The 22512-nt window shown below is 61.6% G+C and carries 24 protein-coding genes and 1 pseudogene; 19 read left to right on the forward strand and 6 right to left on the reverse strand.

Going from position 1 to position 22512, the window contains the following annotated elements; translation table 11 throughout:
- Nucleotides 1-85 precede the first annotated feature (85 nt).
- Nucleotides 86-439: pseudogene (locus tag ANTHELSMS3_RS10955) on the reverse strand (polysaccharide biosynthesis/export family protein); the annotation flags it as partial.
- Nucleotides 440-545: 106 nt separating this feature from the next.
- On the reverse strand, nucleotides 546-1838 hold the full coding sequence (locus ANTHELSMS3_RS10960) for a capsule biosynthesis protein (protein WP_094034896.1): 1293 nt from the start codon (nucleotides 1836-1838) through the stop codon (nucleotides 546-548).
- An 89-nt stretch (nucleotides 1839-1927) separates the two neighbouring features.
- Here ANTHELSMS3_RS10960 and ANTHELSMS3_RS10965 point away from each other — a divergent pair, with 89 nt between their 5' ends.
- Complete coding sequence (locus tag ANTHELSMS3_RS10965; protein ID WP_094034897.1) at nucleotides 1928-2515, forward strand: riboflavin synthase; 588 nt, start codon at nucleotides 1928-1930, stop codon at nucleotides 2513-2515.
- A gap of 43 nt (nucleotides 2516-2558) precedes the next feature.
- On the opposite strand, the gene ANTHELSMS3_RS10970 is transcribed toward ANTHELSMS3_RS10965, so the two are convergent.
- From ANTHELSMS3_RS10970 to ANTHELSMS3_RS10980, 3 genes are all read right to left on the reverse strand, one after another.
- Entirely contained in the window at nucleotides 2559-3617 is a 1059-nt protein-coding gene (locus ANTHELSMS3_RS10970) for a YeeE/YedE family protein (RefSeq protein WP_094034898.1), read from the reverse strand.
- 91 nt (nucleotides 3618-3708) lie between these two features.
- Nucleotides 3709-4047 (reverse strand): ArsR/SmtB family transcription factor, encoded by a 339-nt coding sequence (locus ANTHELSMS3_RS10975; protein WP_089277480.1) that lies wholly within the window; start codon nucleotides 4045-4047, stop codon nucleotides 3709-3711.
- A 15-nt stretch (nucleotides 4048-4062) separates the two neighbouring features.
- On the reverse strand, nucleotides 4063-4446 hold the full coding sequence (locus ANTHELSMS3_RS10980) for a hypothetical protein (RefSeq protein WP_094034899.1): 384 nt from the start codon (nucleotides 4444-4446) through the stop codon (nucleotides 4063-4065).
- Between the two features lie 74 nt (nucleotides 4447-4520).
- Here ANTHELSMS3_RS10980 and ANTHELSMS3_RS10985 point away from each other — a divergent pair, with 74 nt between their 5' ends.
- The 15 genes from ANTHELSMS3_RS10985 to ANTHELSMS3_RS11055 all read left to right on the forward strand — a co-directional run bounded on the left by ANTHELSMS3_RS10985 (nucleotide 4521) and on the right by ANTHELSMS3_RS11055 (nucleotide 19147).
- Complete coding sequence (locus ANTHELSMS3_RS10985) at nucleotides 4521-5258, forward strand: cytochrome c biogenesis CcdA family protein (protein WP_094034900.1); 738 nt, start codon at nucleotides 4521-4523, stop codon at nucleotides 5256-5258.
- A 64-nt stretch (nucleotides 5259-5322) separates the two neighbouring features.
- The gene (locus tag ANTHELSMS3_RS10990; protein ID WP_094034901.1) at nucleotides 5323-5907 is read left to right on the forward strand and encodes a thioredoxin family protein; all 585 of its coding nucleotides are present in this window, start codon (nucleotides 5323-5325) and stop codon (nucleotides 5905-5907) included.
- A gap of 422 nt (nucleotides 5908-6329) precedes the next feature.
- On the forward strand, nucleotides 6330-6806 hold the full coding sequence (soxX, locus tag ANTHELSMS3_RS10995) for a sulfur oxidation c-type cytochrome SoxX (protein WP_094034902.1): 477 nt from the start codon (nucleotides 6330-6332) through the stop codon (nucleotides 6804-6806).
- Nucleotides 6807-6832: 26 nt separating this feature from the next.
- The gene (soxY, locus tag ANTHELSMS3_RS11000) at nucleotides 6833-7267 is read left to right on the forward strand and encodes a thiosulfate oxidation carrier protein SoxY (protein ID WP_094037065.1); all 435 of its coding nucleotides are present in this window, start codon (nucleotides 6833-6835) and stop codon (nucleotides 7265-7267) included.
- Nucleotides 7268-7297: 30 nt separating this feature from the next.
- Nucleotides 7298-7627 (forward strand): thiosulfate oxidation carrier complex protein SoxZ, encoded by a 330-nt coding sequence (soxZ, locus tag ANTHELSMS3_RS11005; protein ID WP_094034903.1) that lies wholly within the window; start codon nucleotides 7298-7300, stop codon nucleotides 7625-7627.
- Between the two features lie 63 nt (nucleotides 7628-7690).
- On the forward strand, nucleotides 7691-8542 hold the full coding sequence (gene soxA, locus ANTHELSMS3_RS11010; RefSeq protein WP_094034904.1) for a sulfur oxidation c-type cytochrome SoxA: 852 nt from the start codon (nucleotides 7691-7693) through the stop codon (nucleotides 8540-8542).
- Between the two features lie 97 nt (nucleotides 8543-8639).
- Entirely contained in the window at nucleotides 8640-10337 is a 1698-nt protein-coding gene (gene soxB / locus ANTHELSMS3_RS11015) for a thiosulfohydrolase SoxB (protein WP_094034905.1), read from the forward strand.
- Nucleotides 10338-10428: 91 nt separating this feature from the next.
- Nucleotides 10429-11706, forward strand: coding sequence for a sulfite dehydrogenase (gene soxC / locus ANTHELSMS3_RS11020; RefSeq protein ID WP_094037066.1), 1278 nt, complete (start codon nucleotides 10429-10431; stop codon nucleotides 11704-11706).
- Nucleotides 11690-12946, forward strand: a complete 1257-nt coding sequence (locus ANTHELSMS3_RS11025) for a c-type cytochrome (protein ID WP_094034906.1) — start codon at nucleotides 11690-11692, stop codon at nucleotides 12944-12946. The genes soxC and ANTHELSMS3_RS11025 overlap by 17 nt, the downstream gene beginning before the upstream one ends.
- Before the next feature lie 12 nt (nucleotides 12947-12958).
- Complete coding sequence (locus tag ANTHELSMS3_RS11030; protein WP_439098673.1) at nucleotides 12959-13672, forward strand: c-type cytochrome; 714 nt, start codon at nucleotides 12959-12961, stop codon at nucleotides 13670-13672.
- A gap of 405 nt (nucleotides 13673-14077) precedes the next feature.
- Nucleotides 14078-15343, forward strand: coding sequence for an NAD(P)/FAD-dependent oxidoreductase (locus ANTHELSMS3_RS11035; RefSeq protein ID WP_094034908.1), 1266 nt, complete (start codon nucleotides 14078-14080; stop codon nucleotides 15341-15343).
- 137 nt (nucleotides 15344-15480) lie between these two features.
- The gene (locus ANTHELSMS3_RS11040) at nucleotides 15481-16395 is read left to right on the forward strand and encodes a cation diffusion facilitator family transporter (RefSeq protein WP_094034909.1); all 915 of its coding nucleotides are present in this window, start codon (nucleotides 15481-15483) and stop codon (nucleotides 16393-16395) included.
- A 246-nt stretch (nucleotides 16396-16641) separates the two neighbouring features.
- The gene (locus ANTHELSMS3_RS11045) at nucleotides 16642-17271 is read left to right on the forward strand and encodes an ATP-dependent Clp protease proteolytic subunit (protein WP_089277493.1); all 630 of its coding nucleotides are present in this window, start codon (nucleotides 16642-16644) and stop codon (nucleotides 17269-17271) included.
- Between the two features lie 167 nt (nucleotides 17272-17438).
- Nucleotides 17439-18704 carry an ATP-dependent Clp protease ATP-binding subunit ClpX gene (clpX, locus tag ANTHELSMS3_RS11050; protein ID WP_094034910.1) on the forward strand — a complete coding sequence of 422 codons (1266 nt, stop codon included), beginning with the start codon at nucleotides 17439-17441 and terminating at the stop codon, nucleotides 18702-18704.
- A gap of 83 nt (nucleotides 18705-18787) precedes the next feature.
- Nucleotides 18788-19147 carry a RidA family protein gene (locus ANTHELSMS3_RS11055; RefSeq protein WP_094034911.1) on the forward strand — a complete coding sequence of 120 codons (360 nt, stop codon included), beginning with the start codon at nucleotides 18788-18790 and terminating at the stop codon, nucleotides 19145-19147.
- Between the two features lie 130 nt (nucleotides 19148-19277).
- Here ANTHELSMS3_RS11055 and ANTHELSMS3_RS11060 read toward each other — a convergent pair whose 3' ends face one another.
- Entirely contained in the window at nucleotides 19278-21053 is a 1776-nt protein-coding gene (locus ANTHELSMS3_RS11060; RefSeq protein WP_094034912.1) for an FkbM family methyltransferase, read from the reverse strand.
- A gap of 192 nt (nucleotides 21054-21245) precedes the next feature.
- Between ANTHELSMS3_RS11060 and ANTHELSMS3_RS11065 the strand changes: the two genes are divergently transcribed.
- The 3 genes from ANTHELSMS3_RS11065 to ANTHELSMS3_RS11075 are packed head-to-tail and all read left to right on the forward strand — an operon-like array spanning nucleotide 21246 to nucleotide 22449.
- Nucleotides 21246-21629, forward strand: a complete 384-nt coding sequence (locus tag ANTHELSMS3_RS11065) for an NADH:ubiquinone oxidoreductase subunit NDUFA12 (RefSeq protein ID WP_094034913.1) — start codon at nucleotides 21246-21248, stop codon at nucleotides 21627-21629.
- Nucleotides 21626-22084, forward strand: coding sequence for an outer membrane lipid asymmetry maintenance protein MlaD (gene mlaD, locus ANTHELSMS3_RS11070; protein WP_094034914.1), 459 nt, complete (start codon nucleotides 21626-21628; stop codon nucleotides 22082-22084). Before ANTHELSMS3_RS11065 ends, mlaD begins: the two co-directional genes overlap by 4 nt.
- Nucleotides 22081-22449, forward strand: coding sequence for a DUF2155 domain-containing protein (locus ANTHELSMS3_RS11075; RefSeq protein ID WP_094034915.1), 369 nt, complete (start codon nucleotides 22081-22083; stop codon nucleotides 22447-22449). Before mlaD ends, ANTHELSMS3_RS11075 begins: the two co-directional genes overlap by 4 nt.
- Nucleotides 22450-22512 lie beyond the last annotated feature (63 nt).

The following is a 22512-nucleotide window of genomic DNA, read 5'->3' on the forward strand; positions in this document are numbered from 1 at the left end:
CTTTCTCGGTTGAGAATTGACGGCGCTTCGACACCGCCATGATATGTCGCCCCTCAGGGCATCACCAACTTTCGCGCATATCTCCAAAGCCCGCGCCATCCACCTGAACCTCTTCGAGGATCGTGGCATTGGCGGTTTCTGCGGCCAGCAGCCCGTCGTCGACGTTTTCCCAGATCGTCAGGCCCAGCGTATCGCCGGGGCGGATCGTGTCCGATCCGAGCAGGCTGGCGTTTTTAAAGGTATCGGAAAAGCCAAGTGAGGGCACCACGGCGGTAGCGCGCGTCACCCGGTCATTGACGGAGACGATGAAGGCATCGCCTTCGCGTTGTACGGAACCGGCAAAGATTTCACGTTTGTTGGGACCAACGCGGGGCAGGCCGCAGGACGCAACAAGCGATACCGCGACCAGGAACGCGATTCCACGCGCCCACCGGGAAATGGGTTGTTTCACTGCTCGGTCTCCTCGACCTTGTTATTCTGCCTCAGGTTTTTTGTTTAACCTACGGGACTCCGGCATTAATTGCCAGTCCGGCGTTCCGCGTGGCCTAGTGCACCACGCGCAACTGTTGCCGTGGGGCCGCGGTGCCATGGCTGAGCGCATCATAGGGATCATCCGGCGACAGCATCATGTCGACCACCTGCCGCAGCAGTTGCCGCCGCCCTCGGGCAGAGTAAAAACCACCCGGAAGTTGCGAGGTTTCCAGCAGATAACGCCGGTAATCCTTGTAGGCGCGGTTGTCTGGCCGGGTCGGCATGTCAAAGAAGTCTGGTAGCGATTGGGTCGAGACAAATTCAGGTTTGGCATAAACCGCGTCGCCAAAAACCTTGAGCGGGATTCCGCGCCACAGCACCTGTTGCGCGGCGGTGGAATTGACCGTGACCGCACTACGCGCGTCGTTCAAAAGCTGCGCCAGCTTGCCGCCACGGACATAGTGCACCCGGTCAAGGACGCCGTGTTTGCGCGCCGATACGGCCACCGCTGCGCGCACCCGCGCCCGGCCGTCCTCCAGTGGATGCGCCTTGAACACCAGATGGTGATGCCCCGGCGCGCCCTCTGCAAAGCCTCCGATCACCAGATCGACAAAATCCGGCATCGTCTTGAATGGAGAGTGTTTTTGAAAACTGGAGTCATGTTCCAACTGCATCAGCGCCAAATGGTAGGGGAACCCGCCCAGTCGGATGCGCGCAGTCGAGATCACCCTGTCCAGCCAACTGACAGGCATCAGGAACAGCCGCCGCAGATACAGCAGAAACTCCTGAAAGACACTGATGGACCGGTGGGGTTGAAAGTTGCGGTAGTCGCCGTTTCGGAACATCACGAACCAATGGTAGAGCGCGCCGTAAAAGATGTGCTGGCGCATGTCTCCCCAATGGGCCGGGGGCAGGGGGGCCTCCATATCGGACAGTTCCAGCGCGCGGCGCATGTCCTCCACGCTCATCTGCATCAACCGCGAATGGCCGTTGCTGCCGCCGCGTTCATAGGTGACCCAATAGGGCCGCATATAGCCCTCTTCGAAGACATGGACGGTCAAGCCGCGCGCGCGGGCCTGTTCCACCGCCTGCGCGTGGATGGGGCGGACATCACCGTACAAGACGATGTCGGTCACATTGCGTGTTTCGATCAGGTCGACAAACCAGGCGCACCAATCGTCGGGTGTGCCGCGATAGGGCAGATAGCTGCGAGGGTGGAACCAGAATGCGCGGTCGCCGGCGTTGAACCCGACTCGCCAGACCTCTGCCCCCGTCTTGCGCAGCATTGTGCCAAGTCGGTGAAAGAACGGTCCGTGGGGGCCCTGCAGGAACAGAAAGACCCGTTTGTCGCCGGTTGCCTTGGTCATTGTGCCGCTTTATGTCGGGTGTCTGAACACATCTTTACCGCCTGAGTTCGTCGAAAATAAGGCTCTGCGGCAGGGGAAAGGGCACATTCATGTTCACCGGCATCGTCACCGATCTTGGCACTGTCCGCACGCTGGACCATCGCGGCGACCTGCGGGCGCGGATCGCCACCTCTTATGACACGGCCGGCATCGACATGGGCGCATCAATTTCCTGTAGCGGGGTCTGTCTGACGGTTGTGGGTCTGGGCGACGATTGGTTCGACGTGGATATCTCGGCAGAGACGGTGTCCAAGACCAATGTCGGCGACTGGGTCGAAGGCAAGCGCATCAATCTTGAGCGCGCCTTGCGGGTCGGGGACGAATTGGGCGGGCACATCGTGTCCGGTCATGTGGACGGCGTCGCAGAAGTGGTGGGCATGGCGGATGAGGGCGACAGCACTCGCGTCACCTTTCGTGCGCCTGACGCGCTAGCGCGGTTCATCGCACCCAAGGGATCGGTGGCGTTGAACGGGACGTCGCTGACCGTGAATGAGGTCGACGGATGTGATTTCGGGATCAACTTCATCCCGCACACCAAGTCCGTCACCACTTGGGGAGAGGTCGCAGTGGGCGACCGGATCAACTTAGAGATCGATACGCTGGCGCGCTACGTTGCCCGTCTGCAAGAGTGGGGCTGACCGACGGGCACATGCGCGTTTGGCCGCGCTTGGCGCGTCCGGATCACTCTGCCGGTTGAAACCCGACAATCAACTGCCGCAGTCCCAGTGCCGCCCCGGCAAAGATCGCCGCAAAGGTCACCGGGGCAGAGATTGCCAGCACCGAAAAGGCCGACAGGCCCTGACCGATGGAACAACCCAGCGCCACAACCGCGCCGCCGCCCATCAGTGCCGCACCAATGATCTGGCGGCGCAATTCGCGCGGATCTTCGCAGGCTTCCCAGCGGAAATGCCCCTTGATCAGTGAGGCGATAAAGGCCCCGCCCCAGACGCCCGCCACCGATCCGACAGCGAAACTCAGCGGTCGGGCACTGCCGGTCATCCACCAAAGGATCGTGTCGCCCAAAGGTGCTGCAAAGCTGTGTGAGACCACCGGCAGCGCCTCGAACCCGCCGCGCGCCACCCATGTGGTGCCCGCCCAGGCCCCGACCACGGCCAGACCCACCGCTGCGGCCCAACCCACCTGCGCCGGCTTTTTCCAGACCTCGCGGGACGCGGCCGCGCCCGCAAGGATCAACAGGCCGACAACGATTCCGATCACATTCACTGACACGCCGCTGAGCGCGGACAGCTGGTGCGCAATCCCCGGCGGCACATCCGTTGTGACCTCGGTCTGTGGAAAGACCATCGCCCGCACGGGGGCCAGCGGACCGGATAGCACCACAAAGGTGGCCACCCCCATCACCAGCACAATCACAAAGCTGCGCAGATCGCCGCCGCCCAGCCGGGCAATCGCGCCGTAGCCACAGTTGCCCGACAGTGCCATGCCATAGCCAAACACCAATCCGCCCAGAATCGAGGCCATCGGTGCCCAGCGGATCGACAGATAGAAGGTGTCCGCGCCCGTCAACAGGCCCGTTGCCATCAGGGTAAAGCTACCGACCACGGCCAACCCGATCGCCATGCCCCACATCCGCAGCCGTACGGTCGATCCGCCATACAGCGCGTCCTCGATCGCCCCAAGCGTACAAAACCGGCCCAGCCGTGCGGCCAGACCCAGCGGAATCCCCGTCAGTAGCCCAATCAGGGCCACCAATTGGTGTTCGGACAAAAATGAGATCATGGCGGGGCCTCCTCCTGACACGCCGAAACTCAATTTATCAAGTATGCAGGGGCCACATGCCTGCGGCAAGCATCGCGCCTATGCGGACGGATCAGTCGTCGTCGCGACAGAACAGGTCGTAGACACATTCCAGCATCTTGCGCGGCCGGTCGTCGGCCAGCCGGTAGTAGATCGCCTTGCCGTCACGGCGCGGCACCACCAGCCCCTCCAGCCGCAAGCGCGACAATTGCTGGCTCACGGCGGCCTGGCGCGCGGCCAGCAGTTCTTCAAGCTCGGTGACAGATTTCTCTCCGGTGACCAGATGGCACAGGATCATCAACCGCCCTTCGTGGCTGATGGCTTTCAGGAACGACGACGCGGCGGTCGCCTTTTCGACGATTGCATCAAGCTCATCGTCGGTCATGTTGTCATGCAATACCGGAAGCGCCATCAGTCCTGTTTTTCCTCAGTCATTGCTGCCAGGTGCGAAGGTCGTGTGCTCGTCGAGAAGGCGGGCGTAAAGCGGCCAGAAGAAATCCTCGCCGACATAGCCCTCCATACGGGCAAGCTCTTGGCCGTCCTTCACAAGGATGAATGTCGGGGTAAAGTTGACCCGGCGGGCATAGGTCACACCGTCAGGCGGTCCCATGTGCAGGTCCGCACGCTCCAGCGGGGCGAATTTACCCTCGTCCGTGTGGGGGTACGCAGGGGCGATCTGATCATTCCACGCAGCGCAATAGGCGCATCCCGGCTGTTCGACCATGATCAGTCTGACATCGCTTGCCAGCGCAGAGGTGCCAGTCAGCACAAGGCTGAACAGGGTCGCGAACAGGAAATTCAAGGTTCTCATGGTGCACCAATTGACGTCGGCCTGACAAACAACTTAATCTGAATATGTGAATTGATCAAGGAAAGGCGCGCCAGGTGCTCGACATTTCATTTGCGGGTGCAGCATTTGCTGGTTTGCTCAGCTTCTTTACCCCCTGCATCCTGCCGATGGTGCCATTTTACCTGTGCTACATGGCAGGCATTTCGATGTCTGAACTGCGCGACGATGCGGGCATCACCCCCGGCGCGCAGCGGCGGCTGATCCTGTCGTCGGTGTTCTTTGCCGCCGGTGTCACGACAATCTTTGTCTTGTTGGGGATGGGGGCCACGGCGGTTGGTCAGGCTTTTGCCGACTACATGGGCTATCTGAAATGGGTGGCGGTGGTCGTTCTGGCCATCTTCGGCCTGCATTTCCTTGGCGTTCTGCGCATTGGCCTGCTGTACCGAGAGGCCAAGATCGAAAGCAGCGCAGAGCCGACAACCATCTTTGGCGCCTATGCTATGGGCTTGGCCTTTGGCTTTGGTTGGACGCCTTGTGTGGGCCCGGCGCTGGCCTCGATCCTGATGATTGCCAGCGGCATGGGCGACATCGGGCGGGGGGGGCTGTTGTTGCTGGTCTACGGTGTCGGCATGACCGCGCCGTTTGTGATTGCAGCGCTGTTCTCGGGTCCGTTCCTGCGCTGGACCGCGCGCCACCGGGACAAGCTGCAATATGTCGAGAAACTCATGGGCGTGATGCTGATCCTGTTTGCGATCCTCATTGCGACCGATACTGTCAACCTGATCGCCCAGTGGATGATCGAGACGTTTCCGTCTTGGACATCGCTGAGCTGAATACGCTGCATTTGCGGTCGCGGGGCCGTCTGGCCCCCGCCGTGCCACTTGGGAGGACACCCTGATGAAACACTGGATCGGAGCGGCGCTGGCCGTGGTCATGGCGCTGCCCCTTGCGGCGCAGGAAATGGGCGACGACGGGCTGTATAAAAGCCCGTGGATGCGCGACACCTTCAAGGATCTGCGCGAGGATCTGGACGAAGCAAACGCCGAGGGCAAGCGGCTGGTCCTGTTCTTTGAACAGCGCGGCTGCATCTACTGCAAGAAAATGCACGAAGAGGTGTTTTCCGATGCGCAGGTCTCGGAGTTCATCGACGAGAATTACTTTGTGGTGCAATTGAACCTGCATGGCGACATCGAGGTGACGGATTTCGACGGTGAGGTGCTGACCGAAAAGGACATGGCCCGCAAATGGCGCGTCCTGTTCACCCCCAACATTGTTTTCCTCCCCGAAGAGGTGCCAGAGGGGCAAAGCGCGCTGGACGCGGCAGTTGCCGTGATGCCGGGCGCTTTTGCCAAAGGCACCTCGTTGGACATGTTCACTTGGGTCGCGGAAAAGCGTTACGAGATGGCAGATGAGACTGGCGAGGACTTTCAGCGCTACCATGCCCGCCGCATTCAGGAACGCAACAACGGCAGTTTCGACTGAGCACCATAGGCCCCGAATCGCCCCCTGTGCCTGACAAACTGCCGGGGGCGGGCCGCGATTATCAGCACGCGGCCCGTCGATGTGGGCGTTGTCCGGCTTCGCGTCCGCGCATTTGGTCGAGATTTCCAATTGTGGGACATGTCATGGCCTGAGATTTTCGCCTGATTGTCATGACCGGCGGCACGGATTGACGCATCCATGCGGTGACAATGAACTGATTTTTAAGATGAAATTCAGGTGTTCGTTGCCGATCCGGCGTCCAAGGGGCGCAAGAACGGGCCTCGTGGCGTGCGGCGAAACGGAGTAAAAATTCACATCACTGAATTTGTTGTTGCGTGGAGGTCGCCCGGTAGCCTACGGTATACACCAACAGGTATAAGCGAGGGCCTCCTTTCGGGGGCCCAAAAGCCTAGGGAGGGAACATGAGGCTTACAGCAATCACGGCGGCGGCGGTCCTGGCGACCGGAGCGGCGTTCGCGGACACGGTCGCCCCCGGCGACGTCCAGTTTGGCGAATATGGCGAAGTCGCCACCTCACTCAGCGGCATGGACGGGGATGCGGACGCCGGACGCGTCATCTTTTCGTCGCGGTCCAAAGGGAACTGCGCGGCGTGCCACGCCGTTGCCCAATTGCCGGACGTTGCCTTTCAGGGCGAAGTTGGCCCCGAACTGACCTGGACCGGCGAGGCACGCACCGCCGAAGAACTGCGCGGCATCGTGTCCAACGCCAAGATGACCTTCCCGGACACGGTGATGCCCGCCTTCTACAAGACAACCGGCTTCACCCGTCCCGGCGACGGCTACACCGGCAAGGCCGCCACAGGTGAGTTGTCACCGATCCTGTCGGCTCAGGAAATCGAAGATGTGGTCGCATTCCTGCTGACACTGCAGGAAAGCTGACCCCCGATCACATTAGGAGAAACATGATGATCTTCACGCGACGTGATACACTGGCGTTGGGTGCCGGCGCCACCGCACTGGCCTTGTTGCCGCTGCGCGCCATGGCCCAGGCCGATCCGAATGCCGAAATGGTCGGGACCCCCGACGACTTTCTGGCTGGCGCGACCGCCGGAACGGGTGATCTGACCCTGACCGCCCCGGAAATTGCCGAAAACGGCAACACCGTTCCGATCTCTGTCGATGCCCCCGGTGCCGTCGAGATCCGCGTTTATGCTTTGGGCAACCCGACCCCGGGCGTGGCCAGCTTCCGCTTTGGCCCATTGGCTGGTGCGCAGGCGGCATCGACCCGTCTTCGTCTTGCCGGAACGCAGGACGTGCAGGCAATCGCCAAGATGGCAGACGGCAGCTATGTGACCGCGATGAAGACCGTCAAGGTCACCATCGGCGGCTGCGGCGGCTGATCAGCGGAAACCTAGAGGAGTTCTGAGAAAATGGCATCTGGTGTCAAACCCCGCGTCAAGGCCCCCAAGAAGGCATCCGCCGGTGAGGTCGTGACCATCAAGACCCTGATTTCCCACAAGATGGAATCGGGTCAGCGCAAAGACGGATCGGGCAACGTGATCCCGCGTTCGATCATCAATCGCTTCACTTGCGAATTCAACGGTGAGAGCGTGATCGACATTGTCCTTGCTCCGGCGATCTCGACCAACCCCTACTTCGAATTCGACGCGATCATTCCGGAAGCGGGCGATCTGAAGTTTACCTGGTATGACGATGACGGCGACGTCTACGAAGATACCAAAACGGTCGCTGTCGGCTGACCTGGCAAGAAAAATCCTGTCCCGCACGACGCGGGGCAGGATCGCCAATTGGGAGGGATACCTATGAAATTCAGGGCATTGACGGCAGTAGCCGCACTGCTGCTCGCGCCTGCGGCCTTTGCCGGCGGCGCAGATGACGATACGTTGACCATCAACGGCGATCTGGACATGGTCACCAAGGCCGCCGCCCCGGATCACCTGTCGGACGTGTTGGACGAGGTCATCTCGGGCTGGCACTTTCGCTCGGACGAAACCCAGCAGCTGCAAACTGACGATTTCGAAAATCAGGGCATGATCTTTGTCGATCAAGCCATCGATCAGTGGAACACAGCCGAAGGCACTGAGGGCAAATCCTGCGCGGATTGCCACAGCGATCCGGCGGACAGCATGGTGGGCGTAACGACCACCTATCCGAAATGGAACGAAGACGCTGGTGAGATGCGCACCGTCCAGATGCAGGTCAATGACTGCCGGACCAACCGCATGGGCGCCGAGGCATGGAAATACGATGCCGGCGCTGCCGTGTCGATGGAGGCGCTGATTGCGTCTGTCTCGCGCGGAATGCCGGTGGACGTGGCCATCGACGGCCCGGCTGCCGAATACTGGGAGGCGGGCAAGGACATCTACTATACCCGCTATGGCCAGCTCGAACTGTCGTGTGCCAACTGCCATGAGCAGAATTATGGCAACTACATCCGCGCCGATCATCTCAGCCAGGGCCAGATCAACGGTTTCCCGACCTACCGTCTGAAGAACGCCCAGCTGAATGGCGCGCATTCGCGCTTTAAGGGCTGCATCCGCGACACCCGCGCAGAGACCTTCAGCGCCGGTTCGGATGAGTTCATCGCGCTTGAACTGTATGTGAAATCGCGTGGCAACGGCCTCTCGGTCGAAGGCCCCTCGGTCCGCAACTAAGATACACGAACCCCGCGTCAGGTGACTGGCGCGGGGTTTCTTTTCCCTGATAAATTCACACATGCGCATGTGTGTCATGAGATAGAAAGACCCTCCCATGATCTCAAGACGCGATTTCCTGCAGGTGTCCATGGCGGCCTCGGCGATGCTCGGGGCCTCTGGCTTTGGCAACTGGGCGCGGCTGGCGGCCCAGCAAAAGCTGACACAGGACCAGCTGCTGCAATTCGACACCTTCGGCAACGTCAGCCTGATCCACGTCACCGACATCCACGCGCAGCTAAAGCCGATCTATTTCCGCGAACCGTCGGTCAACATCGGTGTCGGCGGCAACAAGGGCGCGGTCCCGCATGTCACCGGCGCGGATTTCCGCAAACTGTACGGCATCGAAGACGGATCGCCCTCGCATTACGCGCTGTCCTCGGGTGACTTCAGCGCGCTGGCGCAGGGCTATGGCCGCGTCGGCGGCATGGACCGCGTCGCAACGGTTGTGAACTCGATCCGCGCTGATCGCCCCGATGCGCTGCTGCTGGATGGCGGCGACACATGGCACGGCTCTTACACCTGCTACCACACCGAAGGGCAGGACATGGTCAATGTCATGAACGGGCTGAAGCCCGACGCGATGACCTTCCACTGGGAATTCACGCTGGGCACCGACCGCGTCACAGAGCTGGTCGAAGGGCTGCCCTTCGCAGCCTTGGGCCAGAACATCTTTGACGCCGAATGGGACGAACCCTCGGAGCTGTTCAAACCCTACCAGTTCTTTGAGCGTGGCGGCGTCAAGATCGCCGTTATCGGGCAGGCCTTCCCCTATATGCCTATCGCCAACCCGCGCTGGATGTTCCCCGAATTCTCCTTCGGCATCCGCGACGAGAATATGCAGGCCATGGTGGACGAGGTCCGCGCACAGGGGGCCGAACTGGTTGTTTGCCTGTCGCACAACGGCTTTGACGTCGACAAAAAGATGGCTTCCAAGGTCACCGGCATTGACGTGATCCTGACCGGCCACACCCATGACGCGCTGCCCGAACCTGTTCTGGTGGGGGAAACGATCCTTGTCGCCTCCGGGTCCAACGGCAAGTTTGTCAGCCGCGTCGATCTGGATGTGCAGAACGGCCGCATGTTGGGCTTCCGGCACAAGCTGATCCCGATCTTCTCGGACGTGATCACGCCCGACCCGGAAATGGCCAGCCTGATCGAGGAACAGCGCGCGCCCTACAAGGCGGACCTCGAAGAGGTTATCGGCCAGACGGATTCGCTGCTGTACCGCCGTGGCAATTTTAACGGCACATGGGACGACCTGATCTGTGACGCCCTGCTGTCCGAACGTGAGGCCGACATCGCCATGTCGCCCGGCGTTCGTTGGGGGCCCTCGCTGATCCCCGGCGACGACATCACCCGTGAGGACATCTGGAACGTCACCTCTATGAGCTATGGTGAGGCGTATCGCTCGGAAATGACCGGCGAATTCATCAAGGTGATCCTAGAGGACGTGGGCGACAACATCTTCAACCCCGATCCCTATTACCAGCAGGGCGGCGACATGGTTCGCATTGGCGGCATGGGCTATCGCTGCGACGTGACCAAACCGCAGGGTGAGCGGATCTCGAACATGACCTTGCTCAGCACCGGAGAGCCGATTGATCCGGCCAAGACCTATGTGGTCGCCGGTTGGGCCAGCGTGAACGAGGGCACCGAGGGGCCAAAGATCTGGGATGTGGTCGAAAACCACATCCGCAAGCAGGGCTCCGTCTCGATTGCGCCCCGCGACAATGTCGAGGTGGTGGGCATTTAATCCCCCCACAGCTTTCAGCGGGCCTCGGCCCGCCGATTTTTCAGCCAATTCATTCACATAGATGAATGAGATGATCCGTAAGGAGAACGCAATGAGCAAGGAAGCAAACGGCCCCTCGCGCCGCAAATTCCTGACCAGCGCCGCCGCACTTGGGGCAGGGGCGGTGGCTGCCACCGGCGCCCGCGCCGCGGGCCCCGATCCGCTGATCACCGAAATGCAGGACTGGGCCACCGGCTTTGGCGCGGGTGTCGATGAGGTCCCCTATGGCTTGCCGATCAAGTTCGAAGACGATGTCATCCGGCGGAACGTCGAGTGGCTGACCGCCGATACGATTTCCTCGATCAACTTCACCCCGATTCACGCGCTGGACGGCACGATCACTCCGCAAGGGTGCGCGTTTGAGCGCCATCACTCGGGCGCAATCGAGCTGTCCAAGCCCGACTACCGCCTGATGATCAACGGATTGGTGGATAAGCCGCTGATCTTCTCCTACGAGGATCTGGAACGTTTCCCGCGCGAACAGCACGTCTACTTCTGCGAATGCGCCGCCAACACCGGCATGGAATGGGCGGGCGCACAGCTGAACGGCGCGCAGTTCACCCACGGCATGATCCACAACATGGAATACACCGGCGTCCCGCTGCGCACCCTGCTGGCAGAGGCCGGTCTGGACGCTGCGGGCGACTTCAAGGACAAATGGGTCTACGTCGAGGGCGCGGATGCCTCCTCCAACGGTCGTTCGATCCCGATGGAAAAGGCGATGGACGACGTTCTGGTCGCCTTCAAGGCCAACGGCGAGGCCCTGCGCAAGGAACACGGCTATCCCGCCCGCCTTGTCGTTCCCGGTTGGGAAGGCAACATGTGGGTCAAATGGCTGCGCCGGATCGAGGTCATGGATGGCCCGGTCGAGAGCCGCGAAGAGACCTCGAAATACACCGACACGCTGGCCGATGGCACCTCGCGCAAGTGGACCTGGGTTATGGACGCCAAGTCGGTCGTCACCTCGCCCAGCCCGCAAGCGCCGATCAAGCACGGCCACGGCCCGCTGGTCATCACCGGCATGGCGTGGTCCGGCCACGGCAAGATCACCCGCGTTGACGTGTCCAAGGACGGCGGCATCACATGGGAAACTGCCCGTCTGGCGGCCCCGGGTGAGGACAAAGCCCTGACCCGCTTCTATCTTGACACAACATGGAACGGTGAGGACATGTTGCTGCAATCCCGCGCGATGGATGAGACCGGCTATGTCCAGCCGACAAAGGCCCAGCTGCGCGATGTGCGCGGGCTGAATTCGATCTATCACAACAACTGCATCCAGACATGGCACGTCAAAGCCAATGGGGAGGCCGAAAATGTCGAAGTCTCTTAAACTCTACGGTGGCGTCGCCGCGGGCATCGGCCTGATGCTGGTGGGCGCGTATAACTTCGCCGATCGCAATATCGCGGGCTATCCCAGCAATCCGCAGGTTCTCGCAGACCTGCCCGCCCCCATCCCCGAGCCTGTGGCCCCGGTGCAGACCGCTGCCGCCCCGGACGCGGCGGACCCGGCGGCGCTGGATGGCGGCATCGTGGCGGCCGCCCACGCCGACAATGGCGACAGCACCGGCCTGCGCTTTGGCCTTGGCCGTGAGGCGCTGGCAGAAGAAATCGCCGCGTGGGACGTGGACGTCAGCCCTGATGGCACCGGCCTGCCGGTGGGCACCGGCAACGCACTCAACGGCGAACCGCTGTTCGAGGACAACTGCGCCGCCTGCCACGGCTCTTTCGCCGAGGGCGTTGGCAACTGGCCGAAACTGGCCGGGGGCGACGGCACGCTGGCCGACGACGACCCGCTCAAAACCGTGGGCTCCTACTGGCCCTATACTTCGACGATCTGGGACTATGTCCACCGCTCCATGCCCTTTGGCGCGGCGCAGACCCTGTCGGACGACGATGTTTACGCCATCGTGGCCTATATCCTCTATTCCAACGACATCATCGACGATGAATTCGAGGTCTCCAACGAAACCCTGCCGACGATCACGCTGCCCAACGCCGACGGCTTTATCGTCGATGACCGGGCAGAGACGGAATATTCGATCTGGCGGACAGAGCCCTGCATGGAAAACTGCAAGGATAGCGTCGAAATCACAATGCGCGCCACTGTGCTGGACGTGACCCCCGACGAAGAGGGCACAGAGCCCGCCGTTGACCCAGCCCCCGCTGCCGCCCCGGCAGAGGCGGCCGCCGTCGACCCGGAGCCGGAAGCAGAGCCGGCCGCCGACCCCGCCGCCGCCCCGGCTGAGGACACACTTGATCCCGAACTGGTCGCCGCTGGTGAAAAGCTGTTCGGCAAATGCAAGGCCTGTCACCAGATCGGCGAGGGGGCCAAGAACCGCGTCGGTCCGCAGCTGACAGATGTGGTGGGCCGCGACATCGGCGCAATCGAGGGGTTCAAATACTCCAGAACCATGGCGGACATGGGCGGCACCTGGGACGAAGACATTCTGGGCGCTTTCCTTGCCAATCCGCGCAGCGCGGTGAAAGGCACCAAGATGGCCTTTGCCGGTCTCAAAAAGGATGAAGAGATCGCGGCAATGATCGCCTACCTTAAGTCCGTCTCTGACTAAGGCACACAGATGATGAAGCGGCTGATAACAACGGCCCTCGTCGCGCTGGCCCCCCTTGTGGGGCCAGCCACCGCAGAGGAAGAGGCCCAGCTGATCGGCGATGCCGAGCGTGGGGCAAAACTGTTTGCGCAATGCTCTGGCTGCCACCAGATCGGACCAGAGGCGCAGAACCGCATCGGCCCGCATCTCAACGGGATCTTTGGACGCCGGGCCGGCAGTCTGGAGGGGTTCGACTACTCCAGATCCATGGAACGCGCCTCTGGCGACGGCTTGACGTGGACCTACCAATACCTTGACGCCTATATAGAAAACCCGCGTGTCCTGTTGTCTGGCACGCGTATGTCGTTCCGGGGCATCAAGAACGAACAGGACCGCCATGATGTGCTGGCCTACCTGCGCCAGTTCTCCGCCAATCCGCAGGATATTCCAGAGGCAGCGCCCACCGCCATCGCGCGTGAGGTAGACTTGCCGCCCGACATACTCGCTATCGTGGGCGACGTGGCCTATGGCGAATACCTCGCTTCGGAATGCCTGACCTGCCACAAACGTGACGGCAGCGATGACGGCATCCCCCCGATCGTCAAATGGCCGGAAGAGGATTTCGTTATCGCAATGCACGCGTACAAGCGTAAACTGCGGGTGCATCCGGTGATGCAGATGATGGCCGGACGCTTGTCGGATGAGGAAATCGCCGCTCTGGCGGCCTATTTCGCAACCATCGAATGACAGGGGGTCAGGTATTCCGCAATTGAGCAAAAGCCGCCCAGATAGGAAAGTGCTCGCGCGGGGCAGACAGTCCCGCCGCAGCGGGTCGATTTTTGCCCCTGCGTGTTTGCGTTCCGCCGGGGCTGCCCCGGCCAGTTTGGATGGATTTCATGCGGATGCCCTTCGCTACCCGGATACTGATGTTGGGCGCTTTGCTGGCGCTGGCGGCGTTTTTCGGCCTCCTGCCGACTTGATGCCGCCGGGCCATATCGTGCCCCAACGACCTTTTCTGACACCACGTCGCCCCGCGCAGCCCCGTGCCGCGCGGGGTTTTTTGTGGGTTTGGAAAAGCCTTCCGTGCGTTCGATTTTCGACCCCGAAAGGGGGGTGCACCAAGAAACCTGTCCAATAAGGAGGAGTACGGACATGACATTTAACAGACGCACATTTCTGGGAACCGCTGTTGCCGCCACGTCGCTGACAGCACCGATGGTGCAGGCCGCCAGCCATGCCCGCCCGCGCGCCGTTGTGATCGGCGGCGGGGCAGGGGGCGCGACCGCGGCCCGCTATATCGCCAAGGACAGCAACGGTGAGATCGATGTCACCCTGATCGAGCCGTCGCGCAGCTATTACACCTGCTTTTTCTCCAACCTCTACATCGGCGGCTTTCGCGATCTGCAAAGCATCGCCCACAATTATGCCAAGCTTGCCTCAGACTACGGCGTCAATGTCGTTCATGACTGGGCTGTGGGCGTAGACCGGGACGCAAAGACCGTGGCACTGGCCGGGGGCGGCAGCGTGCCCTACGACCGCCTTGTGATCTCGCCGGGCATCGACTTTGTCGACGGCGCTGTGCCGGGCTGGGACGTCTCTGCGCAGACCGCAATGCCGCACGCCTACAAGGCCGGAACCCAGACCGCCCTGCTCAAGGCGCAGATCGAGGCGATGCCAGAGGGCGGCACATATGTCATGGTCGCCCCGCCCAATCCCTACCGCTGCCCGCCCGGCCCGTATGAGCGGATTTCGATGGTCGCCCATGTGCTCAAGGCCACCAATCCCACCGCCAAGATCCTCATCGCCGACCCGAAAGAGGGCTTTTCCAAACAGGCGTTGTTCGAGGAAGGCTGGCAAAAGCACTACGGCGGCATGATCACCCGCATCGGCCCGGATTTCGGCGGCGGCAACGTCACGGTGAATCCCGACACGATGGAGGTCGACATCGACGGAGAGGTGGTCAAGGCGAATGTCTGCAACGTCATCCCGGCGCAAAAGGCGGGCATGATCTGTGCCGCCGCTGATCTGACCGATGGCAATTGGGCGCCGGTCGACGGTCACACCATGCAATCGCGACTGGATGAGAACATCCACATCCTTGGCGATGCGACCAATCAGGGCGACATGCCGAAATCCGGTTTTTCCGCCAACAGTCAGGCCAAGGTCGCGGCGATGGCAGTGCGCGGCGCTCTGACCGGCAGCCGCGTCTTCCCGGCCAAGTACTCCAACACCTGCTGGTCGCTGATCGCCACCGATGACGGCGTCAAGGTTGGCGCCGCCTACGAGGCGACGGATGAAAAGATCGCATCGGTTTCCAGCTTTGTCAGCCAGACAGGTGAGGATGCGGCGATGCGCAAGGCCACCTATGAGGAAAGCATCGGCTGGTACGCGGGCATCACCTCGGACATGTTTGGCTAAGGGCAGACACGCCGGCAAAACTGGGTCCGCCGCGCATTCCCCGCGGCGGACCACGGTTCGGCGGTTTAGCGCGCGCCCCGGTCGCGGGCGGGCGGGGCTCCCTTGACCCTGCCTGAAAACGGGCGCTTCCTCGGCCCATGCCACACGGACACCACCACCATCACCACGTCGACCCTGAGGCCGGGGATGCCCGCATGGCCGCCGCCGTCGGTGTGAACCTCTTGCTGACCGTCGCGCAGGTCATCGGCGGTGTGCTGTCCGGCTCGCTTGCGATGATCGCCGACGCGCTGCACAACTTCTCGGACGCGGCCAGCCTGATCATTGCCGCATGGGCCCGCCGCATCGCCCGCCGCCCGGCGGATGCGGACATGACCTTTGGCTATGGCCGGGCCGAGGTGGTGGCCGCGCTGATCAATCTGACCACCCTCATCGTGATCGGCCTCTACCTGATCTACGAGGCGGTGATGCGCTTCTTTCAGCCGCAGGAGGTGATCGGCTGGCTGATTATCGTCATCGCCGCGGTGGCGCTGGTGATCGACCTTGTGACCGCCGCACTGACCTACCGTATGGCGCAGGACAGCGTGAACATCCGCGCCGCCTTTTTGCACAACCTCGCCGATGCGATGGGATCGGTCGCGGTGATCGTGGCGGGGGCGCTGATCTGGGCCTTTGACTGGGCATGGGTCGACCCGGCCATCACCCTGCTGATCGCGGGCTATATCCTGTGGATGGCATGGTCCGAAATCGGCGGCGTCATCCGCATCCTGATGCTGGGCACTCCGCCGCGCATAGCCCCCGAACAGGTCCTGCACACCGCCGAATCCGTGGACGGCGTGCAAAGCCTGCACCACGCCCACCTGTGGCAGATGGATGAACATGCCGCTGCCCTGCAGGCGCATCTGGTGATCGAGACCGGCGCATGGGACCGCGCCGACGCGATCAAGACAGAGGTCAAGACCCAACTGGCCGCAGCGCACGGGCTGACCCATGTTACGCTGGAAATGGAATGCGCCGAACACATCTGCGTGGACGCGCGCCGCATCGGGCACTGACCCGCGCCGCATCCCGGCGCGCGGATGGGTCTTGAATGGCCCCCGCGCGTCGCTATCTAAAACGCTCACCCCGAAACCCCCACCAGCCCCCGAAACCGCAAGAGGCCGCGCCGCGAAAGCGACCCGACACCAGCCCCGCGACCAATCCGTTTTGGCCTGCGCCCCTTGCAGCCCCCCAAGGGCAACACTAAGACTCAGGTAACACTCAGGCGTTACATCTTTGACAGCAGTTGCAGGCAGGCCGAAATGACAGATCCCATTGAGACATACATGAACCTCGTTCCCATGGTCGTTGAACAGACCAGCCGCGGGGAACGCGCCTATGACATCTTTTCCCGACTGCTGAAGGAACGGATCATTTTCGTCAACGGTCCGGTCCATGACGGCATGTCCTCTCTGGTGGTGGCACAGCTGCTGCACCTTGAGGCGGAAAACCCGTCGAAAGAGATTTCGATGTACATCAACTCACCCGGCGGGTCGGTTGTGGCGGGCCTGTCGATCTACGACACGATGCAATACATCAAACCCAAGGTGTCGACACTGGTGTGCGGTCTGGCGGCCTCGATGGGCTCTGTCATCGCGATCGGTGGCGAAAAGGGCATGCGCTACTCGCTCCCCAACGCCGAATTCCTCGTGCACCAGCCGTCCGGCGGCGCACAGGGCACCGCGGCGGACATCCTGATCTCGGCGCGCCACATCGAACAAACGCGCGAACGGATGTACAAACTGTACATGCGGCACTCTGGCCGCGACTTTGACACCGTCCGTGAGGCGCTTGACCGTGACAAGTGGATGACCCCCGAAGAAGCCAAGGAATGGGGTCATGTGGACGAAATCGTGACCTCGCGCGTTACCGAAGGTGATAGCGACGCCTAATGAGGCAGCCCCGCGCCACAGGGTGGCCCGGGGCGAACTTTCGGATTGTCGCGCCCGGCGACGTGGCCTAAGCTGTGCGGATACTGGTGGCAGGTCGCGTTGTGGGGGCGCAAATGTCGGTCGCTGGCGAAGCAGGAAACCGGAACTGAAACCGGGAAAGGTGCACTATGGCAACGAATTCAGGCAGCGATAGCAAGAACACTCTCTATTGCAGCTTCTGTGGCAAGAGCCAGCATGAGGTGCGCAAGCTGATCGCGGGCCCCACCGTGTTCATCTGCGACGAATGCGTTGAGCTCTGCATGGACATCATCCGCGAGGAAACCAAAGGCGCCGGGCTGAAGGCGGCTGATGGTGTACCCACCCCGCGTGAGATCTGCGATGTGCTGGACGATTATGTGATCGGGCAGGCAACGGCCAAGAGGGTTCTCTCTGTCGCCGTGCACAACCATTACAAACGTCTCAACCACGCGCAGAAATCGTCCGACATCGAACTGGCGAAATCCAACATTCTGCTGATTGGCCCCACCGGCTGCGGCAAGACGCTGTTGGCGCAGACCTTGGCGCGCATTCTGGATGTGCCCTTCACGATGGCCGATGCCACCACGCTGACAGAGGCGGGGTATGTCGGTGAGGATGTGGAAAACATCATCCTCAAGCTGTTGCAGTCGTCGGAATACAACGTGGAACGCGCGCAGCGCGGCATCGTCTACATCGACGAGGTCGACAAGATCACGCGCAAGTCGGAAAACCCGTCCATCACCCGGGACGTTTCGGGTGAGGGCGTGCAGCAGGCCCTGCTAAAGCTGATGGAAGGCACCGTTGCCTCCGTTCCGCCGCAGGGCGGGCGCAAGCATCCGCAGCAGGAATTCCTGCAGGTCGACACCACCAATATCCTGTTCATTTGCGGCGGTGCATTCGCCGGTCTCGACCGCATCATCAAGCAGCGCGGCAAAGGCTCTGCCATGGGCTTTGGGGCCGATGTGCGCGATGACAGTCTGATTGGCGTCGGTGAGACGTTCAAGGAACTGGAACCAGAGGATCTGCTGAAATTCGGCCTGATCCCTGAATTTGTCGGTCGTCTGCCGGTCATCGCCACGCTTGAGGATCTGGATGAAGACGCGCTTGTCACCATCCTGACCCAGCCCAAGAACGCCTTGGTCAAGCAGTATCAGCGCCTGTTTGAGATGGAAGACACCAAGCTCGACTTCACCGAAGACGCGCTGTCGGCCATCGCCAAAAAAGCGATTGAACGCAAGACCGGCGCGCGCGGGCTGCGCTCTATCCTTGAGGGCATTCTGCTCGACACCATGTTCGAATTGCCGGGCATGGATGAGGTGACAGAGGTTGTCGTCAATGAGGAATCGGTTGTCTCCGAGGCCAAGCCGTTGATGATCTACGCCGATGCCAAAAAAGAGGGTGCCTCGGCCGGGTAAGGCCGCGACATTTCGAACCACGTAACGACACCATGTAGGGCGGGGATTTTCCCCGCCTTTCCTATGTCCGGAGGACAGACACCATGACCATCACCCGCATCTCGTCCGGCAGTCCGTTTGAGGAACAGATCGGTTATAGCCGCGCGGTTGTCGCTGGCGGCTTTGTCCATGTCGCCGGAACGGTGGGGCAGGGCGAAACGGTGCAGGAGCAGTGTCGCGCCGCTTTGGCCACGATCCAGTCGGCGTTGGAAAAGGCAGGGGCCAGCCTGTCCGACGCGGTGCGGGTCACCTATTACCTGCCGGACCGGGCCGAATTTGAACCTTGCTGGCCAATCCTGCGTGAGACGTTCGGCGCAAATCCCCCCGCCGCCACCATGGTGGAATGCGCGCTGATCGACCCGAAATATCGGATCGAAATCGAGGTCACGACGCTTGCCCCCTGATCATGGCGCAGGGCGGGATTTACCCCCGCCCACGCCTGAAACATCGCGCGCAAAGTAAAGAGATAGTTAAACCGTCTCTGCAAGCCATTGATTTTATTATGGCGTGCATCTGTCCACGCGTGGACAGCCCTTATCCCGCCAGCCGGCTGCCCTCGTCGAGCAGCTCAAAATCCGGCCCCAAAAGCGCCCGAACCTCATCCTCTCCGGGCTGCTCCCAAACCGGGCCGGGGGCCACGAATCCGCTCCCCAAAAGGGCCGCCTGAACCGCCGCAAAATCCGGCTCCCCCACGGCCAATCTTTTTCGAACCTGCCCGGCCGGCATCCATGCCCGGCGCAGGGTCTCGATCCACAAAGGCGCCCGCCCCGAAAAGCTCTCAAGATGCGTCGAGATATGCTGCGTCGCCCCGGAGCGCCGCCGCAAAATCATCGCCACCTGCTGATCCGGCCGCGCCACAAAAGCCAGAAAATGGAGCGACGATCCCTCCGCCGCCACGATCTGCTTGGCCGCCTTGTAGCGGGCCACCTGCTCGGTCAAGGAATGCGCCTGCGGGTGGAAAATCTCATAGCCCTCTGCCGCCAGATACGCCTCCAGCCGCGCCTCCCCCAACAACGCGCCCTTACCAGTCCCAAGCCGAGAGCGGCTGATATACAGCTTGTCAGACCCCTCCGGCGCGACGCTCTGACCGAACCGCAGGGCCACCGCCTCGATGAACCGATCCGTGCCGCGACTGATCTCTCCCAGACCAAAGCCCTGACCGGGGACGATCAACTGATCCGGAATGCAAGGCACGCGCGCCTCATGGATCGGCAGATCACATCCCATCAGGGACAGGAACTCACGATGAAACGCGGGCAAGGGCTCCGTATTGGCCGGGTTCTTGGGCGTGAACAGAATGCCATCAAAGCGCGATGAGTCGATATGCTCCAGCGCCCAAAGTCGGGTCACGCTTTCGGTCACGAAATGCGGAAAATACCGCCACAGGACACCGCCCCACAACCACCGTCCCGGCAGCCGCTCTGCCTGCAGCGGGCGCGCGGGCGGCGGGGTCAGCAACCGCGCGGCCCGCCAGGTCGCCGCGTGCGGCACCACTTGCCCCTCGGCGGTCAGAACGCCTAAGGGCTGAACATGAGACCGATGTGTCGGCGGGACGACCACGGGGTTTTTCAGCCGCGCGATCTGACAGGACCAGCCGCCGACCGGATTAGGCGGTTCCATCCGGACAAGGTTGCGCGTGCAGGTCCAGACATGACGAGTAGAGACGTCTTCGGACTTGCGGAATCCCATCGACCGCAGCCGATCCTTGCAGGTTCTGGTGCCGCCAGCACCATAGACCGTTGGATGAAACTCGACCACCACCGCGCGGATACCCTTGAGAGTGGCGTGTTCAAGAAATTCCAGTTCACCGCCTTCGATGTCCATGATCAGCACGTCTGGGCGAAACTCTTCGATCACGGCATCAAAAGAGGCGGTCGGCACCTCGACAGGGCGCGTCTGACGGTTGTCCGCATCCACCAGCGAAGAGCCAAGAAAGGAGTTACGCAGATAAAATGTGCGGGTGTCCGGCCGTTCGGGCGCGCTCATCAACACCTGATTGCGCAGTTCGATCCGGTCCTGAAGTCCGTTCAGGTCATGCAAGGCGCGGATGTGGGGGATCAGGTCGGGGTTGGCCTCAAACGACAAGACGGCCTTTGGGTTGGCGTTCTTCGCGATCACCGCCCCGACAACGCCTAGCCCTGCACCCAGTTCCAGCACCCTGTCGCCGGGCCGGACAACGGCCAGAGCGCCTGCTATTTCATCGGCCTCATAGCGCTCTTCGGCCATGCGTCGCTGGCGCGTCTCGGTCAGAAAGGGAGAGGCGGGCACAGCCACGCCCCGACAAGTGACTGTCGTCAAAGTATCCTGCATCACTGCTTGCCCGTATTTGGTCTTTTTGGTTCCAATTTTGGTGCCACCCGTTTGTGTTAAGATTATGTTCACCACGATTGTCGCGCCAGAACCTTCATCAAGTGAGGTAAACGGGAAACATGCGTCATGGCTGCCACTGGACCCCGCGCCGGGAATTCGCCATACAAGGGCCAGACACACGAGGAGTCGTCCATGGGCATTCTCAATACCCTTTTGCGCGCCGTGACATGGTGGAATGGCGCCACTCTCAACACCTTGATCTACACCAGCCGCAAAGGCGTGAAGGTGGGGGAAGATGAGCAGGGCAACACCTTTTACCACACTCGCGACGGCAAGCGCCGCTGGGTGATTTTCAACGGCGAGGCCGAGGCCACTCGTGTCAGCCCTGACTGGCATGGTTGGCTGCATCACACCTTCAAGGAAGCGCCGACAGACCGCCCGCTGCCGCACAAGGCATGGGAAAAGCCGCATATTGAGAACCTGACCGGCACCGCGCTGGCCTATGCGCCTGCCGGGTCCATTCGCCGCGAAGTACCAGCAGATCGTCGCGACTATGAGGCATGGTCGCCCAAATGACTCATTCCGTGGCCGAAGTGACCGTCGGCGGCGCTGTGCTGGCGGCGGCGATTGTTTTTGGCGCCTACACCGTTCAAAGCACCGGCTTTTCCTTTGGTTCAACCGGGTATGAGCTATCAGCCTCTTTCCGGTCAGTCGAAGGGATCAGCGTCGGCACCGACGTGCGTCTAGCAGGCGTCAAGGTGGGCACCGTCAGCGGGATCGACCTGAACGCTGAAACCTATCGCGCCGACACCAAAGTGGTTCTGAACGACGGCGTGCTTGTGCCCGATGACAGCGTGATCGCCATCGCGTCCGAAGGACTACTTGGCGGCAACTACGTTGAGATTTCTCCCGGCGGATCGCTGTTCTATTATGGCGCGGGCGAAGAGATTCTTGATACCCAAGGCTCTGTCAGCCTGCTCACGCTTTTGCTGCGCTATGTTGGCGGCGGGAGCGAGGATACAGCGGAATGAACCTGCGCGTCGTGGGCGCCTTGCTTGCGCTGGCCGTTGCTGGGCCGGTTGCGGCGCAGGATACGGTCACGTCCGGGACCGGGGCCATTCTGCGCGGTCTGGACAAGCTGAACGCCAAAGTGACCGACATCGTGCTGCAAAACGGTGAGACAGAGGTTCTTGGTCTGATCGAAATCGCGCTGAAAGACTGCCGCTACCCCGAGGGGGATCCGTCGGGCGATGCCTATGCGTTTCTGACTATCCGAGAGGCAGGGGTGGCCCAGCCGCTGTTTTCGGGCTGGATGATTGCCTCTTCTCCGGCATTGAACGCCATGGATCATGCGCGGTTTGATGTCTGGGTCTTGCGTTGCACCCTGCCGGACTGATCGCTTTTTCCCTTAGAGAAATCAAAGGCTCAGCCGTCGAAGGCCGGGTCAAATAATGGTAAC

It is taken from the genome of Antarctobacter heliothermus (genome assembly GCF_002237555.1).
In the GTDB taxonomy this organism is placed as follows: domain Bacteria; phylum Pseudomonadota; class Alphaproteobacteria; order Rhodobacterales; family Rhodobacteraceae; genus Antarctobacter; species Antarctobacter heliothermus_B.